Raw genomic sequence first — 24,374 nt, 5'->3', positions numbered from 1 at the left:
TCCCGCGGGGCATTGCCGTGCGGGAGGCTTTTTGGGTCTGGGGCTCGTTGCCGGGCTTTTGGCCTGTTGTGTTTGGCTGATGAAAGGGGTAATCGAGATGGCATCTGCTGTGAAGCGTGACGGTCGCGCCGTGGTGACCACATGCGGGGGATGCTATGCCGATTGCGCCTTTGCGGCCCATGTTGAGGATGGGCGTGTGGTGGCCGAGTTGCCGGTGCCGGGGCATCCGTGCGCGGCGCGTGCCCTGTGCGCCCGCGGACGGCATCGCCTGGCAATGCCGTTTGACGAGCGTGACCGCATTGTGCACCCCATGCGACGCCGCCGGGATGGCTCGGGGTTTGATGCGGTGAGCTGGGACGAGGCGTTTTCGGAGATCGCGGAGCGCCTTTTGGGGATTGTTGACGGGCATGGTCCGCGCGCGCTGGGCATGACGCTCGGCGTGCCCTCGTTCGACCGCTACTGGGCCTATCGCCTTATGCATGCGTTGGGTTCGCCCAACGTGTACGGTGCCGACGGTGCCTGCGAGGTAAGCCGACTTACCGGTTGGGAGCACAGCCTGGGCTATAGTCCCGCCTCCGACCTGGCGCACACCGATTGCATCATGTACCTGGGGCGTTCCATTGTCGATTCGTCGACGATGGGGGCAGTCGACGCCTTGAATGACGCACGCCGGCGCGGGGCGAAAATCATTGTCGTGGACCCGCGGCGCAGTGGCTCTGCGGCGCTTGCCGACCGCTGGTTGCGCGTGCGCCCGGGCTGCGACTTGGCCTTGCTACTGGGCATTGCACATGTGCTCATTGCCGAGGACTTGTACGACCGTGAGTTTGTTGCCCGCTATTCCACGGGGTTTGATGAGCTGGCGCAGGAGGCTGCTGTTTGGACGCCTGAGTGGGCCGAGTCGATGTGCGACGTGCCGGCCGCGGATATTGTCGCGACGGCGCGCGATCTGGCTGCCGCCGCGCCTGCCTCTGTGGTAGATGCGGGCTTTCATGGCGGCATCGGTATCGCGTATGCCAACAGCACCCAGACCGCGCGCGCTATCTGCTTGGTCGATGTGTTGCTGGGCTGCATCGGACACGCGGGCGGTGCGCTCAACCCACCGACGCCGCTTGTATTGGGCGACCTTGATCCCATGCGCTTTGCGACGCCGCCGGTGCCGCGCGAGCCCAAGTTGGGGTCCGAGCGTTATCCTCTGGTCGATCCGGTGCGCGGCCTGTGCACGACCATCGGCCAGTCGATTCTTGCCGGCGATTTGCGTGGACTCATCGTCTATGCCAGTAACCCCGGCGCGGGCTATGGCAATGCGCAGGCTTGGTTGGGTATTTTGCAGCAGCTCGACTTGCTCGTGACAATTGATATTCGCTGGTCCGAGACGGCGCGCGCTTCCGACTTCGTGCTGCCCGACGTGACGTATCTGGAGGCTGACCGCGGCGTGGGAACGGTGACAGGCGCCAACGATGCGCGCGTGTTCTACCGCAACGCCGTGCTGCCCGTGCAGCATGACGACACGAGACCGGGGCGGGAGATTTTTGCCGGGTTGGCTGCGGCCTGCGGCTTGGGCGAGTACTTCGACTTCTCGCCGGACGACCTTGCGGCTGCCCAGGTGGCACCTTTTGGGATCGATCTGGACGAGCTCAAGGAGCGCGGTTGGGCCGATACGGGCGTGGCGCTGCCGTCGCGCACGGGTGAGCCGGTGATTCCGCTTGGCGGCGGCAAGATTGCGCTGGCAAGTGACGTATGGGAGCGTGCCGGCATGGGACGCGTGCCAGTCTGGATCGCGCCGATGGTGGAGCCCGGCCCGGGGATGTTTCGCCTCATTAGCGGCAACCGTCCCTTTGAGTCGCATACCTCGCGCAGACTTGCGGCGGCTGGCGCCGCCGAGGCGGGTTCCGACTTGGATGCCGTGCAGATGAATGCCGATGCTGCTGCGCGCATGGGCATCGCCGACGGCGAGATCGTCGAGCTCGTGAGCGATATGGGCCGCGACCGCGTGCGCGTGGAGACGACGCCCTATCTGCATCCGGCGTGCATCTTCACCTCGGCCGCTCCTGGCGGACGCGCATTTGGTGCTGAGAGTGGTGGCCGGCAGGCCCTGGGCGTCGGTCCGCTCGACCACACGCCGCTGCGCTGGGACCCGTTGACGGGCGCTGCGCTCACCCAGGAAAACGCCGTTCGCGTGGAAAAGATCGCGGCGCGCGAGGATAATAACGAGTAATTGACTCAGCTGATGTATTCGACTGATCCACGTTTCATTTGAAAGGCCGCACATGAGCGATAGCCAGAACATGTCCGATGAGGTGCGCGCCCGCCTGCGCGCCATTCCTTCCGTCAATGAGCTGCTTGCCGAGTGGCCGGTGGTGAAGGCGGCGGGGGAGACCTGCGACGCGGTGGTGCATGCTGCCGTGACGGCCGAGCTCGACGAGGAGCGCGCCGCCATTCGCGCCGGCGCCGCCCCGCGCTCTAAGCGCGACCTGGCTTCGGCTATTGAGTGGCGTGCGCACCGCTCCGCGCTGCCGAGCCTGCGCCCCGCCGTCAACGCGACGGGCGTGGTTATCCATACCAACCTGGGTCGAGCCCCGCTCGCGGAGTCGGCCGCCAAGGCCGTGGCCGAGGTCGCGCGTGGCTACAGCACGCTCGAGTACAGCGTGGATACCTGCTCGCGCGGGTCGCGCAAGGAGCATGCCGCTCAGCTCATCCGCTCGCTTACCGGTGCCGAGGACGCGCTTGTGGTCAACAACAACGCCGCCGCGGTGCTGCTGGTGCTGGCGACTCACGCTGCGGGCAAAGAGGTTATCGTCAGCCGCGGCGAGCTTGTCGAGATTGGCGGCAGCTTTCGCATCCCCGATGTCATGGCGGCTTCGGGCGCCAAGCTCGTCGAGGTCGGAGCCACCAACCGCACGCACCTGGGCGACTACGAGCGCGCCATCACGCCCGAAACGGCCATGATCCTGAAGGTTCATCCTTCCAACTATCGCATCGAGGGCTTTCACGAGGAGGTAGGCTCTCGGGAGCTTGCTGCTCTGGCCCACAAGCATGGCCTGCTGTTCTACGAGGACCAGGGGTCGGGGGCGCTGTTGCCCGACGACATCTTGGTGCGCGGTGGCGAAGAAACCACGCCGGCTTCGGTTTCGGCGGGACTCGATATCGTGTCGTGCTCGGGTGATAAGCTGCTGGGCGCCGCGCAGGCGGGCATTATCATGGGCCGTCGCGATCTGGTCCAGGCCTGCGGGTCGCATCCGCTTATGCGTGCCCTGCGTCCGGGTAAGCTCGCACTGGCGGCGCTCGAGGCCACACTGCGCATTTACATGGATGGGGCGGATGTGGCCCATCGCGAGGTGCCGGTGCTCAACATGCTCACGCTTCCGCAGACACATCTGGAGCGTCGCGCACGCAAGCTGCGCGAGCTGATGGTGGCGGGCCTCGATAAGGCTGGCTGCCCGTGTGCCGTGCAGCTGGAAATCGTCGAGGAATCGTCGACTCCCGGCGGCGGCTCGCTGCCTACCGTCGAGCTGCCCACCATGTGCGTTGCCGTGCGTCTTGTCGATGAGCGTCTTTCCGTTGACGCGCTCAAGTGCTCGCTCGTTCAAGATTTCGACACGCCGGTCGTCACGCGCGCCTCGCACGATCGCGTCCTGTTTGACGTGCGTACGCTCGTGGGCGACCGCGATATCGAGACGGCGGCAACGACGCTCGTCGCGTGCGTTAAGAAGGCGATTGCTCGATGAGTGAGGTTAAAGCGCTGGTGGAGTGTCCCGTTATCGTTGGCACGGCGGGCCACGTCGACCACGGTAAGTCGGCGCTGGTCGAGGCGCTGACCGGCAAGAATCCCGACCGTCTGGAGGTTGAGCGCCGTCGCGGTATGACCGTGGAGCTGGGCTTTGGCGAGCTGGCGCTGCCGAGCGGCAAGATCGTTGGCCTGGTCGACGTGCCGGGCCACGCGCATTACTTGCGCGCCATGGTGCAGGGCGCCACGGGTATCGACGTGGCCGTGCTGGTGGTTTCGGCCGTCGAGGGCGTGATGCCGCAGACCCGCGAGCACGTGCATGTGCTGGAGCTGTTGGGCGTTACGCATATGGTGGTCGCGCTGACGATGTGCGACTTGGCCGACGCCGAGATGACCGAGCTTGCCGAGCTCGATGTCGATGACTTTTTGTCGGGTACCGTGTTTGTGGGCGCGCCGATCGTGCCCGTGTCGTCCAAGACGGGCGAGGGGATCGACAGGCTGCTTGCGGTGCTCGACGAGCAGGTAAGTGCCTGCTGGGATGCCTGCCGCGACCGTGCCGAGCGCACCGATGCCGCGCCGCGCCTGCCGATTGACCGCTGCTTTACGATTAAGGGCGTCGGCACTGTCGTAACGGGAACGCTGCACGATGCGCCGGTTGCGGTGGGCGACGAGCTGATGGCTTTGCCGCCGCGTACGGTCTGTCGCGTGCGCGGGATTCAGGTGCATGGCGATACGCCGCGCGCGCTGCCTGGTCAGCGTGTGGCGCTCAACCTAGTTGGTGACGGTGTCGCGGCGCTTGACCGTGGCGAGATGCTGGGCGTGGCGGACCGCTTTGGCCAGACGTTGCGCTTTATGATGACGTTCACCTACCTGGGCCGCGAGGGCACCAAGGCGCGCGTGCTCGAGTCGGGCGCGCGCGTGCACGTGATGGCGGGTACGGCCGAGGTCGTCGGTCGCATCATGTTCATGGAGGGCGAGGCCCCCATGGCGGGTGGCGAAACCCGTATTGTTCAGGTGCGCTTAGAAAACTCGCTGCCGCTACGTGCCGGGGACCATGTCGTGGTGCTGTCCTATTCACCCGTGATGCTTATTGGCGGCGGGCGTGTGCTGCTTTCGCGCTGCCGTCGCTCGCGCGAGCTTTCCGAAGGGGAGCGTTCGCTGTATGCGGCGCTCGAGTCCGGCGATATCGCGGGCGGTGTGGGCGCTTGGCTGGCGCTGCAGACGCTGCCGGTTACGGCGGTTGATGCTGCCGAGGCTTTGGACCTTGGTGTCGATGAGGTCGATGCCGCACTGCGTGGGTTGGTGGCGCAGGGCTCCGTTCGCAAGCTTGCCGCGGGTGACGCGGACCTCTTGGCGGACGCTGCGGTGCTCGACGCCGCGATGGATGCACTGGCGGCGACCCTGTCAGCCATGCACGCGGCGGCTCCCAAGGAGACGGGCTTTACGCCCGGCGCCGTTGCCCATGCTGCGTGGCCTGCCGCTGATGAAGGCGTTGCCGCGGCTCTGATTGCCGAGGGCTGTTCGCGCGGCGTGTGCGCCGCCGAGGGCGCCGAGGTATTCGATCCGCATTCGGCCGCCGCGGCGGCACGCGTGGTGCGAGAGGCTTGCGAGCGGATCGTTTCCTTGCTGGACGAAGCTGGCCTCGATGCGCCGACGTTGCCCGAGGTGGGCGAGCAACTGCAGCTCGATCGTGACACCATGACGCGAGCCCTGCGCGAGCTTTCGCTCAACCGCTCGATCGTTAAGGTCGAGCGCGACGTTGCCCTGTCCGCTGCCGCCGAGGCCCATGCGCGTGAGCTTGTTGCCGCCGCTATTGAGGCAGCCGGCGGCGATGCCACCACGAGCGCCCTGCGCGAGGCCCTAGGTGTGTCGCGCAAGCGCGCCATCAGCATCCTTGAGCATCTAGATGCCGTACGCTTCACAGTCCTCGACAAGGATGCCGGCGGCCTGAGGTCCCTGCGCTAGATTGGCTGCTCGGTTTGGTAAAATACCTCCGCACTTGGGAACGGATGGGCTCCGGTGGGCTCCGCGGTCCTCAAAACCGTTGCGAGGCGTGCAAAACGTCTTGGATGTGTTCGATTCACATACGTTCCCGCCATACGCTACCAGCGCTTTTGTGCTCGCGGTCTTGCTGCGTGCCGCAAAGGCGCTGTTTTGTTTTTGCGTGGGTTTGCCGTGCCGCCCGCTTTATCGGCGACGGTATCTGGCTTCGTGTGTCGGGTTTCGAGCATGCCGATGGAGGTGTTTTGCCGTATGACTACCGTAAGACGGGTCGATCTTTCTTGCGTCGTCCAAGCGGGCGGGCTGTCCTCACGCATGGGCCGCGATAAGGCGCGCATGACGTTTTGCGGCGAACCGCTCATCGAGCGCGTGCTGGGTCGGCTGGCGACAGTTGCCGGCGAGTTGGTCGTGACGACTTCGCGCCCCAGCGAGCTTGCCTATCTTGAGGAGCGCACGTTTGGCGGTCTGGTGCCGCGAATAGTGTCGGACCTTGAGGGGCCGGCGGGTGCCATGCGCGGCATCGCGAGCTCGTTGGCCGCGGCGCGATTGCCGTTCGTGGCGATCGTCGCCTGCGATATGCCGTTTGTCTCGCCGGAACTCATCGGCGCGCTCGCCGATCGTGTTGAGGCCGAGGCGCTCGACGTGTGCGTGCCGTGTGAGGAGCGGGGGATTGAGCCGCTTTGCGCCGTCTGGCGCCGTGACGCGTGTGCGCCGGCCGCCCATGAGCTGCTCGCCTGCGACCGCCAGCGCATTCGCTGCCTGATCAATCGCGTTCAGGCTGGTTATATGGATGAACCGCAGATCGTTAAGGCCGCGGGCTCGACGCTCTGCTTCGAAAACGTCAATACGCCCGAGGAGTTTGCGGCGGCCGAGTTACTCGCCTAGACGATTGGAGTTGCCATGTCTCACGATATTTGTCCCGACACGGGAGAGCCTTGCACTTGCGATGGTTCCGAGCCCTGTACCTGCGGCTGCGGTGGCTGTGGACATACTGCGGAAGAGGAAGCGGCCGCCGCGGCGTATCGTGAGGCACACCGCGAAGGCCCGTCCGGTGATGCCCTCGACCACGAGCGCAAGATTATCGTTTCGTTCGACAGTACCTTCGATGTGATGGAGTGCGAGCAGCTTTGCCTGGATGCCGGCGTGCCCGGGCGCATCATGCCGCTGCCCGGTTCCATCACCGCTGGCTGCGGGCTGTGCTGGGCCATGCCGTTCTCGGGCGATGCTCTTGCCGCCTTCCGCGCCGCCACCGAGGGCCGCATAACCCCCGCCGACTACCATCAGCTCGTCCTCTAACCACCACACCACCACATTGGGGACAGGCGCCTTTGTTGTGGTTTGGAACACGTGGACGAAACAGGTTTGAAACACAGGTTTTGCACGTCAGGCACTCAAAAACGCTTCTACCTGCATCGTAATCAAAACGAAACATCTGCTCGTCGGCTTATGCGAAACTTTGCTGCAACAGTGCGATATTATCCATACTCGATAAAGCTCGCGGCGCATGGGGCGCCTCGAACGACACTTTTCTTTTCCATCAATTGGAGGAAGCATGAGCTACACGCAGAAAGTTCTCGACGAGCTCAAGGCCCGCTATCCCGAGCAGCCTGAGTTCATCCAGGCCGCGACCGAGATTCTCGGCACCATCCAGCCGGCGCTCGACGCCCATCCCGAGTACGAGGAGGCCGCCCTGCTTGAGCGCCTCGTCGAGCCCGAGCGCATCGTCATGTTCCGTGTTCCCTGGGTCGACGACCAGGGCAAGGTTCAGGTCAACCGCGGCTACCGCGTCGAGTTCAACTCTGCCATTGGACCCTACAAGGGCGGCCTGCGCTTTAACCCGACGGTCACCCTGGACATGCTCAAGTTCCTGGGCCTGGAGCAGATCCTCAAGAACAGCCTGACCACCCTTCCCATGGGCGGCGGCAAGGGCGGTTCCGACTTTGACCCCAAGGGCAAGTCCAACAACGAGATCATGCACTTCTGCCAGTCCTTCATGACCGAGCTCTATCGCCACATTGGCCCCAACACCGACGTTCCCGCCGGTGACCTGGGCGTTGGCGGCCGCGAGGTTGCCTACCTGTTCGGTCAGTACAAGCGCCTGACCAACGAGTGGAGCGGCGTCCTCACCGGCAAGGGCCTCTCCTTTGGTGGTTCGCTCGCCCGTACCGAGGCCACCGGCTACGGCCTGGCCTACTTTGTGGACGAGTACCTCAAGAGCCGCGGCGACTCCTTCGAGGGCAAGAACGTCGTCGTTCACGGCTCCGGTAACGTCGCCATCTACGCGGTCCAGAAGGTCTCTCAGCTCGGCGGCAAGGTGCTCGCCTGCTCCGACACCCATGGCTGGGTCGAGGATCCCGACGGCATCGACTACACCGTGCTCGAGCATGTCTACAACAAGAAGCGCTCCGGCCACGACAAGGGCGTTACGCTCGCTATGTACGTCGACGAGAAGCCCAATGCCACGTGGCACGAGGGCGACGGCCGCGGCGTGTGGCAGCTGCCCTGCGACATCGCGCTGCCCTGCGCTCGCGAGAACACGCTGCTGCTCGAGGACGCCCAGGCGCTCGTCGCCAACGGCTGCAAGGTGGTCGGTGAGGGCGCGAACATGCCCACGACCATCGAGGCCACGACCTACTTCCAGGAGAACGGCGTTGCCTTTATGCCTGGTAAGGCTGCCAACGCCGGTGGCGTGCTCGTGTCCGGCCTGGAGATGAGCCAGAACGCCGAGCACCTGTCCTGGACCTTCGAGGAGGTCGACGGCAAGCTCGAGCAGCTCATGCGCGGCATGTTCCATAACGTGGACGACACCGCCAAGGAGTATGGCCAGGAGGGCAACTTCGTTATGGGCGCCAACATCGCCGGCTTCCTGAAGGTCGCCGACGCTATGCTCGCCCAGGGCGTCTGCTAAATCTTCGCTCGACATAGCATGTGATAAGGCTCCCAGCTATCTGGCTGGGAGCCTTTTCTATCCCGGAGGACTCCTCATAACTTGCGGTGAAATACGGACTGTTTAGCGCCCCAGAACGGCTAATCAGTCCGTATATCACCGCAAGTTATGGATGGGTGGGTGGATTTTGTCCTAAAACGGTGTGCGGCTCCTCGTTTGGTACACTTAAAAGTACTGGACAAGTGAAGAGATGGGGGAGAACGTGCTCAAGTTCGGTACCTACGTCCGTGTTGGAAACGCGGCCGAAGCCTATGAGCTCTTACAGAAGAACCGCAACAACAAGATTGTGGGCGGCGGCATCTGGATGCGCCTGGGTTCGCGTCGCGTGTCGACGGCGATTGACCTTTCGGCCTGCGGACTCGATCAGATCGAGGAGACCGAGACCGAGTTTCGCATCGGTGCCATGTGTACCCTGCGCCAGCTCGAGCGCCATGCCGGGCTCAACGCGCTTGTCAACCATGTCTTTGAATTCGCCGTCCACGACATCGTGGGCGTGCAGCTGCGCAACACCGCCACGGTGGGCGGCAGCATTTACGGCCGCTTTGGCTTCTCGGACGTTCTCTCCGCCTTTCTCGCGCTCGATTCCTATGTTGAGCTGACGGGCGCCGGTCGCGTGCCGCTCGCCGAGTTCGTGCGGATGGGCTACGTGCGCGACGTGATCGAGCACGTCGTGGTCGTTAAGCACGACTACCGCGCGAGCTACGAGGCCGTGCGCAAGGCCGCGACGGACTTCCCCTCCTTAAACGTTACCGCCGCCTGGTGGGACGGCTCCTGGCACGTCACTGTGGGTGCCCGCCCGCTGCGCGCGACTCTGCTGCAGGGCGAGACGTGTGGCCTGGTGAACGAGCAGCCTTCCGAGGATGAGCTTCGCGCCCTTGCCGCATCCGTGCGTGCACTGAGCTACGGCACCAACCTGTGGGGCTCGGCCGAGTACCGCCGTCGCATCTCGGCCCCGCTGGCGATTCAGGCCGTGCGCCGCGCCGCCGGTATCGAGCTTTCGGCCGCGCTTGCCCGCGAGCTCGAGACCGTGCAGATCCCTAAGTTCGCCACGGACGAGTATTCCTGCCGCCGCGTGCCCGGCGTCGATTCTAGCGAGGTGCGCTAATGGCTGCCAAACTCATCGATCTTTCCTTTACGCTCAACGGCCGTAAGGTCAAGGTTCAGATTGCCCCCGACACCATGCTCTTTGCGCTGCTGCGCGAGCAGGGCTGCGCGTCGGTGCGCTGCGCCTGTGAGACCACCAACTGCGGCCTGTGCACGGTGTGGCTCGACGGCGACCCGGTGCTGAGCTGCTCGGTTCCCGCCGCGCGCGTTGAGGGCCGCTCCGTCACCACGCTCGAGGGCCTCAAGGCCGAATCCGAGGCGCTGGCCCGTGCGATGGCTGCCGAAGGCGCCGAACAGTGCGGTTTTTGCGCCCCCGGCCTCATCATGAACGTGCTGGCGCTTGCCCGCGCCGCCAAGGAGGACCCGAGCCTCGTCGCCACGCGCGAGGAACTCTCGCGCCAGCTCGCCGGCAACCTCTGCCGTTGCAGCGGTTACGAGAGCCAGCTGCGCGCCATCGTGCGCTTCCTCAATGAGTCTGGCGTGCAGGTTGGCTTTGAGATGCCCGAGCTGCCCGTCAACGAGACGAGCTCCGACGGTGTCGCGTACAAGCAGATCACCAAGAAGCAGCCCAAGAAGGACTCGAAGGCCCTGCTCGAGGGTCGTCCCGTCTACACCGGCGATATGGTGCCCGCCGGTGCGCTCATTGTCAAACTCAAGCGCAGCCCGTATGCCCGCGCCAAGATCCGCTCCATCGATACGTCGCGCGCCCTGAAGGTGCCCGGCGTCGTGGGCGTCTACACCTATGAGGACGTGCCCCAGCGCCGCTTTACCATCGCTGGCCAGAGCTATCCGCAGCCGAGTCCCTACGACCGCCTAATTCTCGAGAACCTCGTCCGTTACCAAAACGAGGAGGTGGCGATCGTCGCCGCCGAGACCGAGGAGGCTGCCGACAAGGCGCTCAAGCTCATCAAGGTTGACTATGAGGTGCTCGAGCCGCTGCTCGACTTTACCAAGGCGCTCGATAACGACATCGTGGTCCACCCCGAGGGCGACGTGACCTTTATGTTCCCGCAGGGCGGCGACGTTGCTCGCAACCTGGTGTGCAGCGGTACCAGCGATTTTGGCAACCTGGACGAGGCCTTCGCCCAGAGCGACATTGTCTTTACCCGCACTTACACCAGCCAGGCCACGCAGACCGCACCCATGGAGACCTTTCGCGCCTTCACGACGACCGACGCGTTCGGGCGTATTTCGGTGACCACCTCTACGCAGGTGCCCTTCCACGTGCGCCGCATGGTCGCGCAGTCGCTCGACATTCCGCAGTCGCAGGTGCAGGTCATTAAGCCGCGCATCGGCGGCGGCTTTGGCTCCAAGCAGACGGGCTGCTGCGAGATCTTCGTGGCATTCGTTACCCAGCAGACCGGCCGTCCGAGCTACTGCTGCTATACCCGCGAGGAGACCATCACCGCGGGCAACTCGCGCCACCAGATGCAGATGACCGTTAAGCTGGGCGCCATGAACGACGGCACCATCACGGCCATCGATCTGCATACGCTGTCCAACGCCGGGGCCTATGGCGAGCATGCCACCACGACGATCGGCCTCTCGGGCCACAAGAGCCTGCCCATCTACAACCACGTGAAGGCGAGCCGCTTTAGCTGGGACGCCGTCTACACCAATACCAACCGCGGCGGCGCGTATCGCGGCTACGGTGCCACCCAGGGCCAGTTTGCCGTGGAGAGCGCCGTCAACGAGCTCGCCGACATGCTGCACATGGATCCCGCCGACCTGCGCCTTAAGAACATCGTGCGCGAGGGCGAGATCATGCCGCAGTACTACAACGAGAAACTCAACGCCTGCGCGCTCGACCGCTGCCTGCTACGCGCAATGGACATGATCGGCTGGCGCGACAAGCCGCTGGCCGTTGACCTGGGCGATCGCGTGCGTGCTCTGGGCTGCGCGCTCACCATGCAGGGATCGGGCATTTCCAACGTGGACATCGCCGGCATCGACATGCGCCTGGAAGAGGATGGATTCATTACCATCGGCACCGGCGCCACCGATAACGGCATGGGCGTCGACACGATCCTGGCGCAGATTGCCGCCGAGGAGCTGGGCGTTGAGAGTTCGATGATTGTGGTGCGCGGCGTGGACACCGACGTGTCGCCGTTTGATGCCGGCTCGTACGCGAGCTCGGGCACGTACGTGACGGGCCTTGCCGCCAAGAACGCCGCAACCGAGCTGCGTGAGAAGATTTGCGCCAAGGCTGCCCAGATTTGGGACGTGGACGCCGCCGACGTGGTCTTCGATGGCCAGTACGTGCGCCTGTCCGACGAGCGTGCCGCGCGCGAGCAGAACCGCTATCTCACGCTGCGCGACTTTGCCAACCTGTGCGTCAAGAACATCGCGGGCGGCGACGCGCTCACCTCGCATGCCTCTGCCTGCCTGCCCGTTTCGCCTCCGCCGTTTATGGCCGGCATTGCCGAGGTCGAGGTCGACAAGGCCACCGGCAAGGTGACTGTGGTGGACTATGCGGCGGCCGTCGACTGCGGCACCGTGATCAACGAGGCGCTCGCGCGCGTTCAGGCCGAGGGCGGCATTGCCCAGGGTATCGGTCACGCGCTCTACGAGATTGTTGAGCATGATGACCGCGGCCGCCTGCGCACCGGCAACTTTATGAGCTACAAGCTGCCCACGCGCCTGGATATCGGCAGCATTCGCGTGGCCTTTGAGCCGAGCTACGAGCCGACGGGCCCGTTTGGCGCCAAGTCGATCGGCGAGGTCGTCATCAACACGCCGCTCGCCGCCGTGGCCTCGGCCGTGGCACACGCCACCGGACATCAGGTCCGCTCGCTGCCCATCACGCCCGAGAAGGCCCTGCTGGGGGAGTAGCGGGTCAGCGAACAAGTCGTAATTGGCGGGGCGGGGCAACTCGTCCCGCCTTTTGTACTCGTGGTGAGGTCGTGAGCCTGTAAAACGTGTGCGTGCGCTTACCGTTCGTATCTGCTATCATTCCTAGTCTGTGCGCTCATGCGGGCGTGGCGGAATTGGTAGACGCGTCAGATTTAGGTTCTGGTGGGATTCCCGTGAAGGTTCGAGTCCTTTCGCCCGCACCAACGCATCTGCGTCGGCTTCGGCCGTCGCGACTCTTTGTTGCATAAAGGTACCAGCACCTCAGATAAGCTGGGCAGTATGAGGAGGAACGTGTTGAACATCACCGCTTCTGACGTCAAGGACGCCAAGCTCACCGCTACGGTCACCATCCCGGCCGCCGACGTCGACGCCGCGATTAAGAAGGCCTACAAGGACACCGCCAAGAAGTACCGCTTCCCGGGCTTCCGTGCCGGTAAGGCTCCCCGTCCGGTCATCGACTCCGCTCTTGGCGCCGAGGCTACCCTCGCTCAGGCCACCAACGACCTGATCGCCGCCAACGAGCCCGCCGTCCTCAACGAGCTGGACATCGTCCCCACCAAGAACGGTGACTACAAGGAGCTCGACCTCGCCAAGGATCACGAGGACTACACCTACACCGTCGAGTTCTCCCTGCGTCCTGCCGCTGAGCTCTCCTCCTTCGACGCCGTTGAGATCGAGATGCCTCCTGCGGAGGTCACCGAGTCCGAGATCAACAACCAGGTCGAGATGCTCCTCAACTACCGCGCTACCTTCGAGGACGTCGAGGGTCGCGCCGTCGAGGCCGAGGACTACGTCACCGTCGACCTCAAGGCCGTCGAGAACGCCGACAACTTTGCCGCTGAGGGCCGCATGCTCATCGCCGGCAGCGATAGCAACCCCAAGGAGTTCAACGAGGCCCTGATCGGCGCCAACGTTGACGACGTCAAGACAGTTACCTGGACCGACGAGGTCGAGGAGGGCGAGGAGGCCGAGACCCACACTGTCGAGGTCACGGTCAAGGGCATCAAGGTCCGCAACACCCCCGAGCTCACCGACGAGCTCGTCAAGTCCGACTTCGGCTTCGACAGCATCGAGGCCATGCGCGACGCCATCAAGATCGAGATCGAGCAGGACAAGGCTTCCCGCCTGCCGGCCGAGAAGGAGAACCGTTGCGTCTCCGCTCTCGCCGAGCGCCTGCAGCTCGACGAGATGGATGCCGACTACGAGCAGTCCGTCTTTGAGGAGCTTGGCCAGAACTTCCTGTCCAACCTCGCTGCCCGCGGCATGACGCTGGACACCTGGCTGCCCGCTTCCGGTCTGACCATGGAGCAGTTCATCGGCGACCTGCACAAGCAGGCCAACGACGTTGCCCGTGAGTCCCTGGCTCTGGACGCCCTCGCCCGCGAGCTCAAGATCGAGGTCACCGAGGACGACATCAACGCCGAGTTCGAGAAGGCCGGCGTCAAGGACGTCGAGGCTTCCAAGGCCGAGTTCATCGCTGATGGCCGCATGCCTGCCGTCCGCGAGTCCATCCGTCGCTCCAAGGCCGTCGACCACCTGGTCGAGAACGCCAAGGTGACCGAGGTCGACGAGACCGCCAAGGACGCCGAGTAATTCTCGCCACCTTGCCCACGAGCGCATGCGCGCGCCCGTGATGGGGTAAAGTTATACACCGGTTATCCGGTTGCTTCGTACGGTGCCAGCCAATGCATAGCATGCGGGCACCGTACGTTTATCTAGAACCAATTTGGTCCGCAAGAGAGAAATGGAGATGCGTATGATCGCCAAGTTCGATTCCGCCCTCGTGCCATACGTTATCGAGCAGACGCCGCGCGGCGAGCGCAGCTACGATATCTATTCGCGCCTGCTCAACGACCGCATCATCTTCTTGGGCGAGGAGATCAACTCCGTCAGCGCCAACCTGGTCGTTGCCCAGCTGCTGCATCTTGAGAGCCAGGATGCCGAGAAGGATATCTCGCTCTACATCAATTCGCCCGGTGGCGAGGTCTACTCCGGCCTGGCGATTCTTGACACCATGAACTTCATTAAGCCGCAGGTCTCCACCATTTGCGTCGGCATGGCCGCGTCTATGGCCGCTGTGCTGCTTTCGGCCGGCGCCAAGGGCAAGCGCTTCTGCCTGCCGCACTCCAAGGTCATGATTCACCAGCCCAGCGGCGGTGCCCAGGGTCAGCAGACCGAGATTGAGATCGTTGCCGAGGAGATCAAGAAGACCCGTCGCGAGCTCAACCAGATCCTGTCCGACGCCTCGGGCCAGCCCATCGAGAAGGTCCAGGCCGATACCGAGCGCGACAACTACCTGACCGCTGCCGAGGCCCTCGACTACGGCTTGATTGACCGTATCGTCACCTCGCGCGATCTCGCCGCGAAGGATGCCTAGGATGGCAGGAAACATGCAGGACAACTTTGACGAGAACGGCAACCCTATCCGCTGCTCCTTCTGCGGAAAAGAGCAGGGCCAGGTCCGTCGCCTCGTAAAGGGCCCGACCAACATCTTTATCTGTGACGAGTGCGTCGCCGCTTGCTCCGAGATTCTGGAGGAGTCGCTGGCTTCGGACTTTATGGACGCTGCCCGCAAAAGCAAGCTGCCAGGCTTCCTCAACGACCACGGCCAGGCTGCTGGGCAGCCCGCCGTGGACCCCGAGACCGAGGGCTTTGAGCTCGAGGACGACCGCCAGGTCATCACGCACGTGCCGACGCCGCACGAGATCTATGACGAGCTTTCGGCCTATGTTATGGGTCAGGAGGACGCCAAGCGCGCCATGTCGGTGGCCGTGTACAACCACTATCGCCGCGTGATTGAGGGCGGCGCTGCGGTGTCTGCCTTTGATGACGACATGGGCTCGCAGTTCGATGACGATATGGACGAGGTAGAGCTCGCCAAGTCCAACATCCTGCTGCTCGGTCCCACCGGTACCGGTAAGACTCTGTTGGCCCAGACGCTCGCCCGCATCCTCGAGGTGCCGTTTGCCATCGCCGACGCCACTGCGCTCACCGAGGCCGGTTACGTGGGCGAGGATGTGGAGAACATCCTGCTCAAGCTCATCAACGCCGCCGATGGCGATATTGAGCGCGCGCAGGTCGGCATTATCTACGTGGACGAGATCGACAAGATCGCCCGCAAGGCCGAGAATCTCTCCATCACCCGCGATGTTTCGGGCGAGGGCGTTCAGCAGGCGCTGCTTAAGATTCTTGAGGGCACGGTGGCAAGCGTTCCGCCCACCGGCGGCCGCAAGCATCCCCAGCAGGAGCTGCTGCAGATCGACACGACCAACATCCTGTTTATCTGCGGTGGTGCCTTTGTGGGTCTGGACAAGATCATCGCCGACCGCGTGGGCAACAAGGGTGTGGGCTTTAACTCCGAGATCGCCGGCCCCACCTCGGTCGACGAGAACGACCTGCTGCGCCAGGTGCTCCCGCAGGACCTCAACGCCTTTGGCATGATCCCCGAGTTTGTGGGACGTACGCCCGTCGTCACCCAGACGCAGGCGCTCGACGAGGACGACCTGGTGTCGATCCTGACTGAGCCCAAGAACGCCGTGGTGCGCCAGTACCGCAAGATGTTCCAGCTCGAGGACGTTGAGCTTGAGTTCGAGGACGCCGCCCTGCACGAGATCGCCCGCATGGCACTCGCCCGCAAGACCGGCGCCCGCGGCCTGCGCTCCATCTGCGAGGACGTGCTGCAGCAGACGATGTTCGACCTCCCTAGCGAGGAGGGTGTCGTCAAGGTCATCGTGACCGAAGCCTCCGTAAAGGGCGAAGAGCAGCCCCAGCGCATCTACGGCTAAACCAGCCTAAAGCGTGTTTGCAAATAGCCTCCGACCACCCGCGGTCGGAGGCTATTTTATATATACGCAATAACCCCAACTACCTGTGTTATTCTGTGTGTTTGTTTAAGCCTCAGCGAAGTCATATCAGACTGAAGTAATCGATACCTAAGGGGAGGAATGCAGACCCTGGCGGGACTACATTCCTCCCCGGCGGGACAGGGAGAGATATATGGAAGAAATGCCCAAGAACTACGATCCGTCGACCAACGAGCCGGCGATCCTGCAGAAGTGGCTCGACGGCGGCTACTACAAGCGCCGTGAGGGCGTGGGCGACTGCACCGTCACCATTCCGCCTCCCAACGTTACCGGCAAGCTCCACATGGGTCACGCTACCGACGACTCCATCCAGGACGCCATCATCCGTATGGCCCGCATGCGCGGCAAGTCCACGCGTTGGGTGCTCGGCACCGACCACGCCGGTATCGCTACGCAGACCAAGGTCGACAAGAAGCTCAAGAGCGAGGGCATCAGCCGCCTGGAGATCGGTCGCGACAAGTTTGTCGACGCCTGCTGGGACTGGACCCACGAGTACGGCGGCATCATCGTCGAGCAGATCAAGCGCATGGGCTGCTCCGTCGACTTCGACAACGAGCGCTTCACCATGGACGAGGATTACGCACAGGCCGTGCGCAAGGTCTTCTGCGATTGGTACCACGACGGCCTGATCTACCGTGGCAAGCGTATCGTTAACTGGTGCCCCAACTGCACCACCGCCATCTCGGACGACGAGGCCGAATATAAGGACGAGAAGGGCCACCTGTGGCACCTGCGCTACCCGCTGACCGAGCCGGTCAACGGCCAGGACTACATCGTCGTCGCCACCACGCGCCCCGAGACCATGCTCGGCGACACGGGCGTTGCCGTTTCCCCGAAGGACCCCGAGAAGGCCGCTTTTGTGGGTAAGACCGTCAAGCTTCCCATCGTCGACCGCGAGATCCCCATCTTTGAGGATTGGCATGTCGACGCCAATTTCGGCTCTGGCTTCGTCAAGGTAACGCCTGCTCACGACCCCAACGACTATGCCATGGGTCAGGCCCACGACCTGCCGCAGATCAACATCTTCGACGAGCACGCGGTGGTCGTCGAGGGCTACGGCGAGTTCACCGGCATGAACCGCGACGAGTGCCGCGAGGCCGTCATCAAGTGGTTCGAGGAGCACGACCTGCTCGATCACGTCGAGGACCTCGATCACTCCGTCATGCACTGCTACCGCTGCGACGCCGCGCTTGAGCCGTGGCTGTCCGAGCAGTGGTTTGTGGCCGTTGACAAGCTCAAGGGGCCGGCGCTTGACGCCGTTAACTCCGGTAAGGTTACCTTCCACCCCGCGCGCTGGACGCAGACCTACACCACCTGGATGGAGAACCTTAAGGACTGGTGCATTAGCCGCCAGCTGTGGTGGGGCCACCGCATCCCCGTGTTCTACTGCGAGGACTGCGGCTGGGAGGACGCTCTTACCGAGGACACCGATGTGTGCCCCAAGTGCGGCGGCCATCATGTGCATCAGGACGAGAACGTGCTGGACACCTGGTTCAGCTCGCAGCTGTGGACCTTCGCCACGCAGGGCTGGCCGCAAAAGCCGGAGCTGCTCGAGGGCCATCACCCCACGACGGCGCTCGTCACCGCACGCGACATCATCGCGCTGTGGGTCGCCCGCATGGTCATGAGCTCGCTGTACTTCCTGGACGAGGTGCCGTTTAAGGACGTCGTCATCTACCCGACGATCCTTGCCAAAGACGGCAGCCGCATGTCCAAGTCCAAGGGCAACGGTGTTGACCCTATGGACCTCATTGGCATGTACGGCGCCGACGCCATGCGCTTCAACCTGCTGACGCTGTGCACCAACAACCAGGACGTCAAGTTTGACGCGAACATCGACAAGAAGACCAAGAAGCTCATCGACAGCCCGCGCACCGAGCAGGCCAAGTCGTTTGTGACCAAGATCTGGAATGCCAGCCGCTTCCTGCTTATGAACATGGAGGGCTACACGCCCGGCGAGCCCGTTGTGGAGACGCCGGCCGACGCCTGGATGTTCAGCCGTCTGGCCAAGGCCGTGAAGATGGTCACCGAAGGCATCGAGAACTACACCTTTGGCGACATGGCCCGCGGCGTGCAGCAGTTCTTCTGGAACGAGGTCTGCGACTGGTACGTCGAGGTCACTAAGGCCCGCCTGAAGGGCGAGGGCCGTCTGCAGGCTCAGCGCAACCTGATCTTTGTGCTCGACACCTCCATTCGCCTGATGCACCCGCTCATGCCGTTTGTTACCGAGGAGATCTGGGACAACATGCCGGCGAGTGTGCTCGACCTGGACGCCGAGGGCAACGTGGATCGCGCCGAGGCGCTCATGATCGCCAAGTGGCCGGAGCCCGCCGACTACGCCAAGTACGTCGACGAGCCCGCCGAGCGCGCGTTTGAGCTGTGCCGCGCTGTCGTTTCCGCCGCTCGCGCCACGCGTTCGCGTTATCGCTTGAGCCCCAAGGCCGAGCTCGACGTGGTCGTGCGCGCCGGTGCCGAGGACATCGAGAAGCTCGAGAGCCTGCGCTCCACGATTGAGCCGCTGGCCAACACTGCCTCGCTGGTCATGGGTACCGACGTCGAGAAGCCGGCTGCGAGCATTGCCGTGGTCGACAGCGGCGTCGAGGTCTTTGTGGTGCTCGAGGGCAAGGTTGATCTTTCAGCCGAGAAGGCGCGCCTGGAGAAGGAGATCGCCGCGGCGCAGAAGGAGCTCGCCGGCTGCGAGAAGACACTCGCCAACGAGGGCTTTGTGGCCAAGGCCGCGCCTGCGGTGGTTCAGAAGAAGAGGGACCGTGCAGCAGAGCTTAAGGAGATCCTGGCGGCACTGACTGCTCAGGTTGCTAACTTCTCGTAGTTCTTACTGAGGGGCGCGTCCCGACGCTTTGCTCTCCGTTGCGGACAGTCCTGCGCAAGACGGACAGCACATTAAGTGCTGTCCTTTGCGTGCGGAACTTGCGGCGAGCAAAGCGTCGGGCCGCTCCTAGTGCGGTTACGTGGTTGTTTGCAACTGGTAGGTTGGGGCCACTGGGTTGTGGCCTTGATCTTGCTGCAATCGGGTAAAGGCTGAAATTGTCAACGCGAGGGGCTCATTCTTTTTGATGAGCCTCTTTTTCTGTTATGGGGGACTTTGGGTTATGACTAAGCGTTCTGGGTCGTATGTCGTTCCTTTCTCGTTTGAGTTGCTTTCGTTTGATGAGGCTGTTGGGCTGGCTGCTGATACGGGGCGGATTTCTGGGGATGCTGGTCCTCTGCTTGAGACGGTTGTCGATATGCTCGATGAGCTGGGGCGTCCGGATGAGTATTTTGATTGCATTCAGGTTGCCGGTACCAATGGCAAGACTTCGACCACGCGTTTTTCGGCTGCTATCCTTCGCGGCGAGGGGCTCAAGACCGCGCTGTATACGTCGCCGCAGCTGGTGCGCTATCCCGAGCGCATGGAGGTCGATGGGTGCGTTGTGAGCGACGAGGCGTTTGCCCGTGGCGTTTCGGCAGCTGTCGAGGCGGGGCGCCGCGTGAATGCGCACCGTGTGGCGGCGGGGGAGCGCGCTTATACCATCACGCCGTTTGACCTGCTGACGGCTGCCGCACTTGTAGTGTTTGCCGAGGCCGCGGTGGATGTTGCCGTACTAGAGGTCGGCATGGGCGGTCGTTGGGACGCCACGAGTGCGACCGATCCCGTCGCCGTTGCCATTACGGGCATTGGGCTCGATCACACGCGCATCCTGGGCGACACGCTTGAGGCCATTGCGGGTGAGAAGGCGGCGGTTATCAAGCCCGGACGTCTGGTTGTGCTGGGCGAGGGCACGCATGAGGCGAGTGTTCAACGCGTGATGGATGCTCGTTGTCGCGAGTGCGGCGTCGTGCCGCTCGTGGTAAGCCACGCCACGACTAAGGTGCCGGAGCACGTGGGCGATACGGTTGAGTTTAGCTGCACCACGCCGCGTGCGATCTATACGTCGAGCATGGTCAAGCCGGCGTATCAGCCGCAGAATGCTGCGTGCGCGATTATGCTGTGCGAGGGCTATCTGGGCCGCGTGCTCGACCACGATGCGCTCGACGCTTCGCTTATGGGCTGCCCCACGCCGGGTCGTTTTGACGTGCTGGGGACCGATCCGCTCAAGCTGATCGACGCCTGCCATAACCCTCAGAGCTGCGAGAACTTTGTGAGCGCGCTGGACGAGATCGATCCGTGCGTGGAGAACCGCCCCACGCTGCTGTGTGCCGCGCTGGCCGATAAGGACGTGGCGGGCATCGTTGACGTGCTGATTCCGGCCTTCCCGCGCGTGGTCGTGACCCAGACCGATTCCGATCGCGCCCTGCCGGCAGAGGAGCTCGCCGCCCTGGTGGACGCCGATAAGCTCGCAGGCGTGTACCCCAGCGTGTCCGAGGCTCTCGCTGCCTTCGATGCCGCGGGCGAGTCCTTCGTAGCAGCCGGTACCATCACCCTAGCAGGCGAAGTAGCCGGCCTGCTGCGCTAACCCATCCCCTCATCAGTTGCGGTGAAATGCGGACTGTTTTACAAGCCAGAAGCCTCAAACAGTCCGTATATCACCGCAACTCAAAAGCAGCCAATTTGGGACGGGGCTTTTTTAGCTGCCCTGTACCCCGAGTTGACTCGCTTGTCACGAAATGGGGCTATCTACTACGTTTGACTGGTCACCCTTGACCATACGGAACATCGCGAAATTAAAACCGTAGGTAGACGGCTTGCGTATTTTGCGAAAACTCGGTTATGGTCGACCCATGCGGGTTAAACGTAGTAGATAGGCCGTTTTTGTGGCGCGGTATTGGTGGGATGCGGCAAAGGGGCTGCCCCTTTGCCGCATTGCCTAGTCTAGGCGGAGCGGATCGTGGGGGTAGGCGTTGAGAATCTCGACGCCGTTCTCGGTCACCAGGGCTAGGTCCTCGATGCGGACGCCGGTGCGGCCGGGGAGGTAAATGCCCGGCTCGATGGAGAACGTCATGCCTGGCTCCACGACCTGCTCGTTGACGAGTGAAACGTCGCCCGGCTCGTGGTCCTGCAGGCCGATCGAGTGGCCCAGGCGATGCGTAAAATACTGCCCATAGCCCGCGTCCTCAATCACGTCGCGTGCGGCGCGGTCCAGGTCACACATGCGCGCGCCCGGTGCGATGAGCGCCTCGGCGGCCTCGTTGGCGCGGCGCACGATGTCGTAGATGCGCGCCGTCTCCTCGTCCGGCTCGCCCCAAAAGAACGTGCGTGTCATGTCCGAGCAGTAGTTGCGGCGACGTCCGCCAATGTCGAACAGCACCACGTCGCCTCGCTTGAGTACGGTGTCGTCGGGCTCGTGATGCGGGTCTCCAGCGTTGGCGCCAAAGCTCACGATGGGCGGAAAGCTAAAGCCCTCGCAGCCGTGATTACGGTACAGACCGAGCATCTGGTCGGCAATTTCGCGCTCCGTCACGCCCTCGTGAACGAGCTTGATGGCGTCGGCCATCACGGCATCGTTGGCGGCCGAGGACGCGCGCATCAGCTCCTGCTCGGCGGCATCCTTGTGGGTGCGTGCGGCGGTGACGGCAAAGTCGCCCAGGAAAAACTCGCTGGCGGCATGGCGCTCCATGAGGGGCATCAAAAAGCCAGAGCGCATGACGGTGTCGATGCCGAGCGGTTTGGTCGGATCGACTTCGCGAGCGATGGCATCGGCCACGACATCGTTGTCGGTGTGATAGGCGATGCGGGCATTGTCATACTCGGGCAGCTGATGCAGCGCGTTGACCAAGATCACGGGCTCGCTGCCGCGTGCGAGCAGCACGCCGCAAAAACGCTCGAACATATCGGCATAAAAGCCGGTCAGGTAATAGATCGACCACGGGTCGTTTACGAGCAGCTGTGCGCCGGGGTGCTGAGCCTCGAGCGCATCGAGCACGCGCGCCACACGCTGGTCATCGACATGTGCCATGAAACATCCTTTCGCTAGGCTGCCACCATGGTATCCCATGCCCGGCACATAGGGACGTTCCTTTTATGCCGGCACCTTGGGACACTCCTTTGCATCCCATGCGGCCCTCATAAGTTGCGGTGAAATACGGACTGTTTAGCGGCCTGAAGCCATAAAACAGTCCGTATTTCACCGCAACTGCGGAGGAGGGCGGGGTGGATGGTGGGGTAGCTAAAAGAGCCCCGTCCCTAATTAGCTACTTGGGCTCGGTCGATGTCCATGCTGGCGATGAGGTCGGTACCGGTGTCTAGGAGGTTGGGCAGGACTACGTCGCCCATGCGGATGGGGGCGTTGACGACTAGGCCTCGGATGAGGTCCATGGCTCGGGCGTGGAGTTCTAGCGGGATGGCTTCGGCGGTGCGCACGGGGAGCAGGGCTTCGTCGCCGCCGGAGACGGCCACGGTCGTCGTGAGCACGCGCATAGGGCAGGTGAGCTCCTGATGTGCGAACTTATCGCCGCGCGGGCAGTTGTTGCCGATTACGGAGCACACTTCCACCACGGCGTCATTGGCGTCGCGCTCCACCTTTACGGTCAGAAGGCATTCGGATGGGCAGGTCGTGCAGTTGAACTGCAGCGTTTCGATCACGGTATCGCTCATAGTCTATGCCTCCTCGACGGGATCGACGGACAGGACAATTTCGCTAGCACCTAGGTCGAGTGCGCGCTGAATCACCTTTGCCGGCAGTGGGAAGCTTTCCATTACGCTCGGTTTAAACGGGCGGACCTTGCCGGCCAACAGTTCCTCGCCGTCGGCCAAGATCCTCACGCAGGCGGCGTCGACGGGTCGGCGCACGCGGAAGTTGAGCTTGGTGAGCGCCACAGCGGTAATACGTTCCGGCAGCGCGTATCCCGCAATGCCGGCAGGGGAGACGGTGAGCTCGCAGTCCGGAATGGCGCTCGCGCCGGTCCCCATCGCGTACGCCGCCGCAGCTGCGCCAGCCCTCTCGGACTCGGTCGTCACGTTGTCGGCTAGGTCGTGCACATGCAGCACATTGCCGCAGGCAAAGATGCCCGGCACGCCCGTCTGCAGGCTCTGGTCCACCACTGCGCCGCGCGTGCGCGGGTCAAGTTCAACGCCCGCGGCAACCGAAAGCTCGTTCTCGGGTATCAGACCCACCGAAAGCAGTAGCGTGTCGCACGGAACAACGCGCTCGGTCCCCGGAATGGGCGCCAGGCTCTCGTCGACTTGGCTCACCTCGACTGCTTCCACGCGATCGTGTCCGATCACACGCGTGACGGTGGTGGACAGGTGCAGCGGAATGCCAAAGTCGTCAAGGCAGTTCTTGACGTTGCGGCGCAGACCGTTGGCGTACGGCATGAGCTCGTATACGCCCTCGACCGAAATCCCCTCGAGCGTGCAGCGACGTGCCATGATCAGCCCGATATCGCCCGAGCCCAAAATGACGGCTCGCGAGCCGGGCTTGAGGTTTTCGATATTGATGTATCGCTGCGCCAGGCCGGCCGTAAACACGCCGGCGGGACGACTGCCGGGAATCTTGATCTCGCTGCGCGTGCGCTCTCGGCACCCCATAGCAAGGACGACCGCGCGTCCGGTGAGCTGCAGCATGCCGGCAGGGCTCATGAGCGTGACGGTGTGGGCCGCGGCGTCTTCCGTGGACTCGCCCGAATCAATCCCAAGCACCATGCTGTCCAAGAACAGCGCAATGTTGGTCGCGCACACCTGGTCGATAAAGCGCTGCGCGTACTCGGGACCGGTGAGCTCCTGCTTAAAGTGCGACAGCCCAAAGCCGGGGTGGATGCACTGGCGCAGGATGCCGCCCAAGTGTTGCTCGCGCTCCACGATAGCCACGCACGCGCCGGCCTTATGCGCGGCAAGTGCGGCAGCCATGCCAGCAGGTCCGCCGCCGATAACGACCACGTCGAAGGCCTGCGTAGGTACTGCCTCAACGGCATCGCTATCAATCGTGCTCGATTTGAATTCCGCCAT

At 63.4% G+C, this 24,374-nt stretch carries 16 protein-coding genes and 2 tRNA genes; 15 read left to right on the top strand and 3 right to left on the bottom strand.

Features of this window, described 5'->3' with window-relative positions:
• Positions 1-97: 97 nt before the first annotated feature.
• From ABG996_RS00510 to ABG996_RS00440, 15 genes are all read left to right on the top strand, one after another.
• Positions 98-2,215, top strand: a complete 2,118-nt coding sequence (locus ABG996_RS00510) for a molybdopterin-containing oxidoreductase family protein (protein ID WP_347478398.1) — start codon at positions 98-100, stop codon at positions 2,213-2,215.
• Positions 2,216-2,267: 52 nt separating this feature from the next.
• Positions 2,268-3,725: an L-seryl-tRNA(Sec) selenium transferase gene (gene selA, locus ABG996_RS00505; protein WP_347478399.1), complete on the top strand. Its 1,458-nt coding sequence runs from the start codon at positions 2,268-2,270 to the stop codon at positions 3,723-3,725.
• Positions 3,722-5,689, top strand: a complete 1,968-nt coding sequence (selB, locus tag ABG996_RS00500) for a selenocysteine-specific translation elongation factor (RefSeq protein WP_347478400.1) — start codon at positions 3,722-3,724, stop codon at positions 5,687-5,689. The genes selA and selB overlap by 4 nt, the downstream gene beginning before the upstream one ends.
• A gap of 36 nt (positions 5,690-5,725) precedes the next feature.
• A tRNA-Sec gene (locus ABG996_RS00495) sits at positions 5,726-5,822 on the top strand.
• Positions 5,823-5,977: 155 nt separating this feature from the next.
• The gene (gene mobA / locus ABG996_RS00490) at positions 5,978-6,610 is read left to right on the top strand and encodes a molybdenum cofactor guanylyltransferase (protein ID WP_270225970.1); all 633 of its coding nucleotides are present in this window, start codon (positions 5,978-5,980) and stop codon (positions 6,608-6,610) included.
• 15 nt (positions 6,611-6,625) lie between these two features.
• Entirely contained in the window at positions 6,626-7,021 is a 396-nt protein-coding gene (locus tag ABG996_RS00485) for a putative Se/S carrier protein (protein WP_195193057.1), read from the top strand.
• A gap of 256 nt (positions 7,022-7,277) precedes the next feature.
• A complete protein-coding gene (gene gdhA, locus ABG996_RS00480; protein ID WP_347483919.1) occupies positions 7,278-8,633 on the top strand; it encodes an NADP-specific glutamate dehydrogenase in 1,356 nt (451 codons plus the stop codon).
• Positions 8,634-8,874: 241 nt separating this feature from the next.
• The gene (locus ABG996_RS00475) at positions 8,875-9,777 is read left to right on the top strand and encodes an FAD binding domain-containing protein (protein ID WP_347483917.1); all 903 of its coding nucleotides are present in this window, start codon (positions 8,875-8,877) and stop codon (positions 9,775-9,777) included.
• On the top strand, positions 9,777-12,608 hold the full coding sequence (locus ABG996_RS00470; protein ID WP_347479822.1) for a molybdopterin-dependent oxidoreductase: 2,832 nt from the start codon (positions 9,777-9,779) through the stop codon (positions 12,606-12,608). The genes ABG996_RS00475 and ABG996_RS00470 overlap by 1 nt, the downstream gene beginning before the upstream one ends.
• 140 nt (positions 12,609-12,748) lie before the next feature.
• A tRNA-Leu gene (locus ABG996_RS00465) sits at positions 12,749-12,832 on the top strand.
• A gap of 88 nt (positions 12,833-12,920) precedes the next feature.
• On the top strand, positions 12,921-14,222 hold the full coding sequence (gene tig, locus ABG996_RS00460; protein ID WP_226812433.1) for a trigger factor: 1,302 nt from the start codon (positions 12,921-12,923) through the stop codon (positions 14,220-14,222).
• Positions 14,223-14,385: 163 nt separating this feature from the next.
• Complete coding sequence (locus tag ABG996_RS00455) at positions 14,386-15,006, top strand: ATP-dependent Clp protease proteolytic subunit (protein ID WP_022095182.1); 621 nt, start codon at positions 14,386-14,388, stop codon at positions 15,004-15,006.
• A 1-nt stretch (position 15,007) separates the two neighbouring features.
• Positions 15,008-16,414, top strand: coding sequence for an ATP-dependent Clp protease ATP-binding subunit ClpX (gene clpX / locus ABG996_RS00450; RefSeq protein WP_347479823.1), 1,407 nt, complete (start codon positions 15,008-15,010; stop codon positions 16,412-16,414).
• A gap of 211 nt (positions 16,415-16,625) precedes the next feature.
• Positions 16,626-19,322, top strand: coding sequence for a valine--tRNA ligase (locus ABG996_RS00445; protein ID WP_347483915.1), 2,697 nt, complete (start codon positions 16,626-16,628; stop codon positions 19,320-19,322).
• Positions 19,323-19,602: 280 nt separating this feature from the next.
• A complete protein-coding gene (locus ABG996_RS00440) occupies positions 19,603-20,946 on the top strand; it encodes a bifunctional folylpolyglutamate synthase/dihydrofolate synthase (protein WP_347479311.1) in 1,344 nt (447 codons plus the stop codon).
• A gap of 351 nt (positions 20,947-21,297) precedes the next feature.
• Here ABG996_RS00440 and ABG996_RS00435 read toward each other — a convergent pair whose 3' ends face one another.
• From ABG996_RS00435 to ABG996_RS00425, 3 genes are all read right to left on the bottom strand, one after another.
• The gene (locus ABG996_RS00435) at positions 21,298-22,386 is read right to left on the bottom strand and encodes a M24 family metallopeptidase (protein WP_347479313.1); all 1,089 of its coding nucleotides are present in this window, start codon (positions 22,384-22,386) and stop codon (positions 21,298-21,300) included.
• Between the two features lie 227 nt (positions 22,387-22,613).
• Entirely contained in the window at positions 22,614-23,024 is a 411-nt protein-coding gene (locus ABG996_RS00430) for a DUF1667 domain-containing protein (protein ID WP_347479315.1), read from the bottom strand.
• Positions 23,025-23,027: 3 nt separating this feature from the next.
• Complete coding sequence (locus ABG996_RS00425) at positions 23,028-24,374, bottom strand: NAD(P)/FAD-dependent oxidoreductase (RefSeq protein ID WP_347479317.1); 1,347 nt, start codon at positions 24,372-24,374, stop codon at positions 23,028-23,030.

Origin of the sequence: Collinsella aerofaciens (genome assembly GCF_039836695.1) — a bacterium.
In the GTDB taxonomy this organism is placed as follows: Bacteria; Actinomycetota; Coriobacteriia; order Coriobacteriales; family Coriobacteriaceae; genus Collinsella; species Collinsella aerofaciens_BD.
The sequence above is the reverse complement of the archived record's forward strand: the minus strand, read 5'-3'. Positions and strand labels throughout refer to the sequence as shown.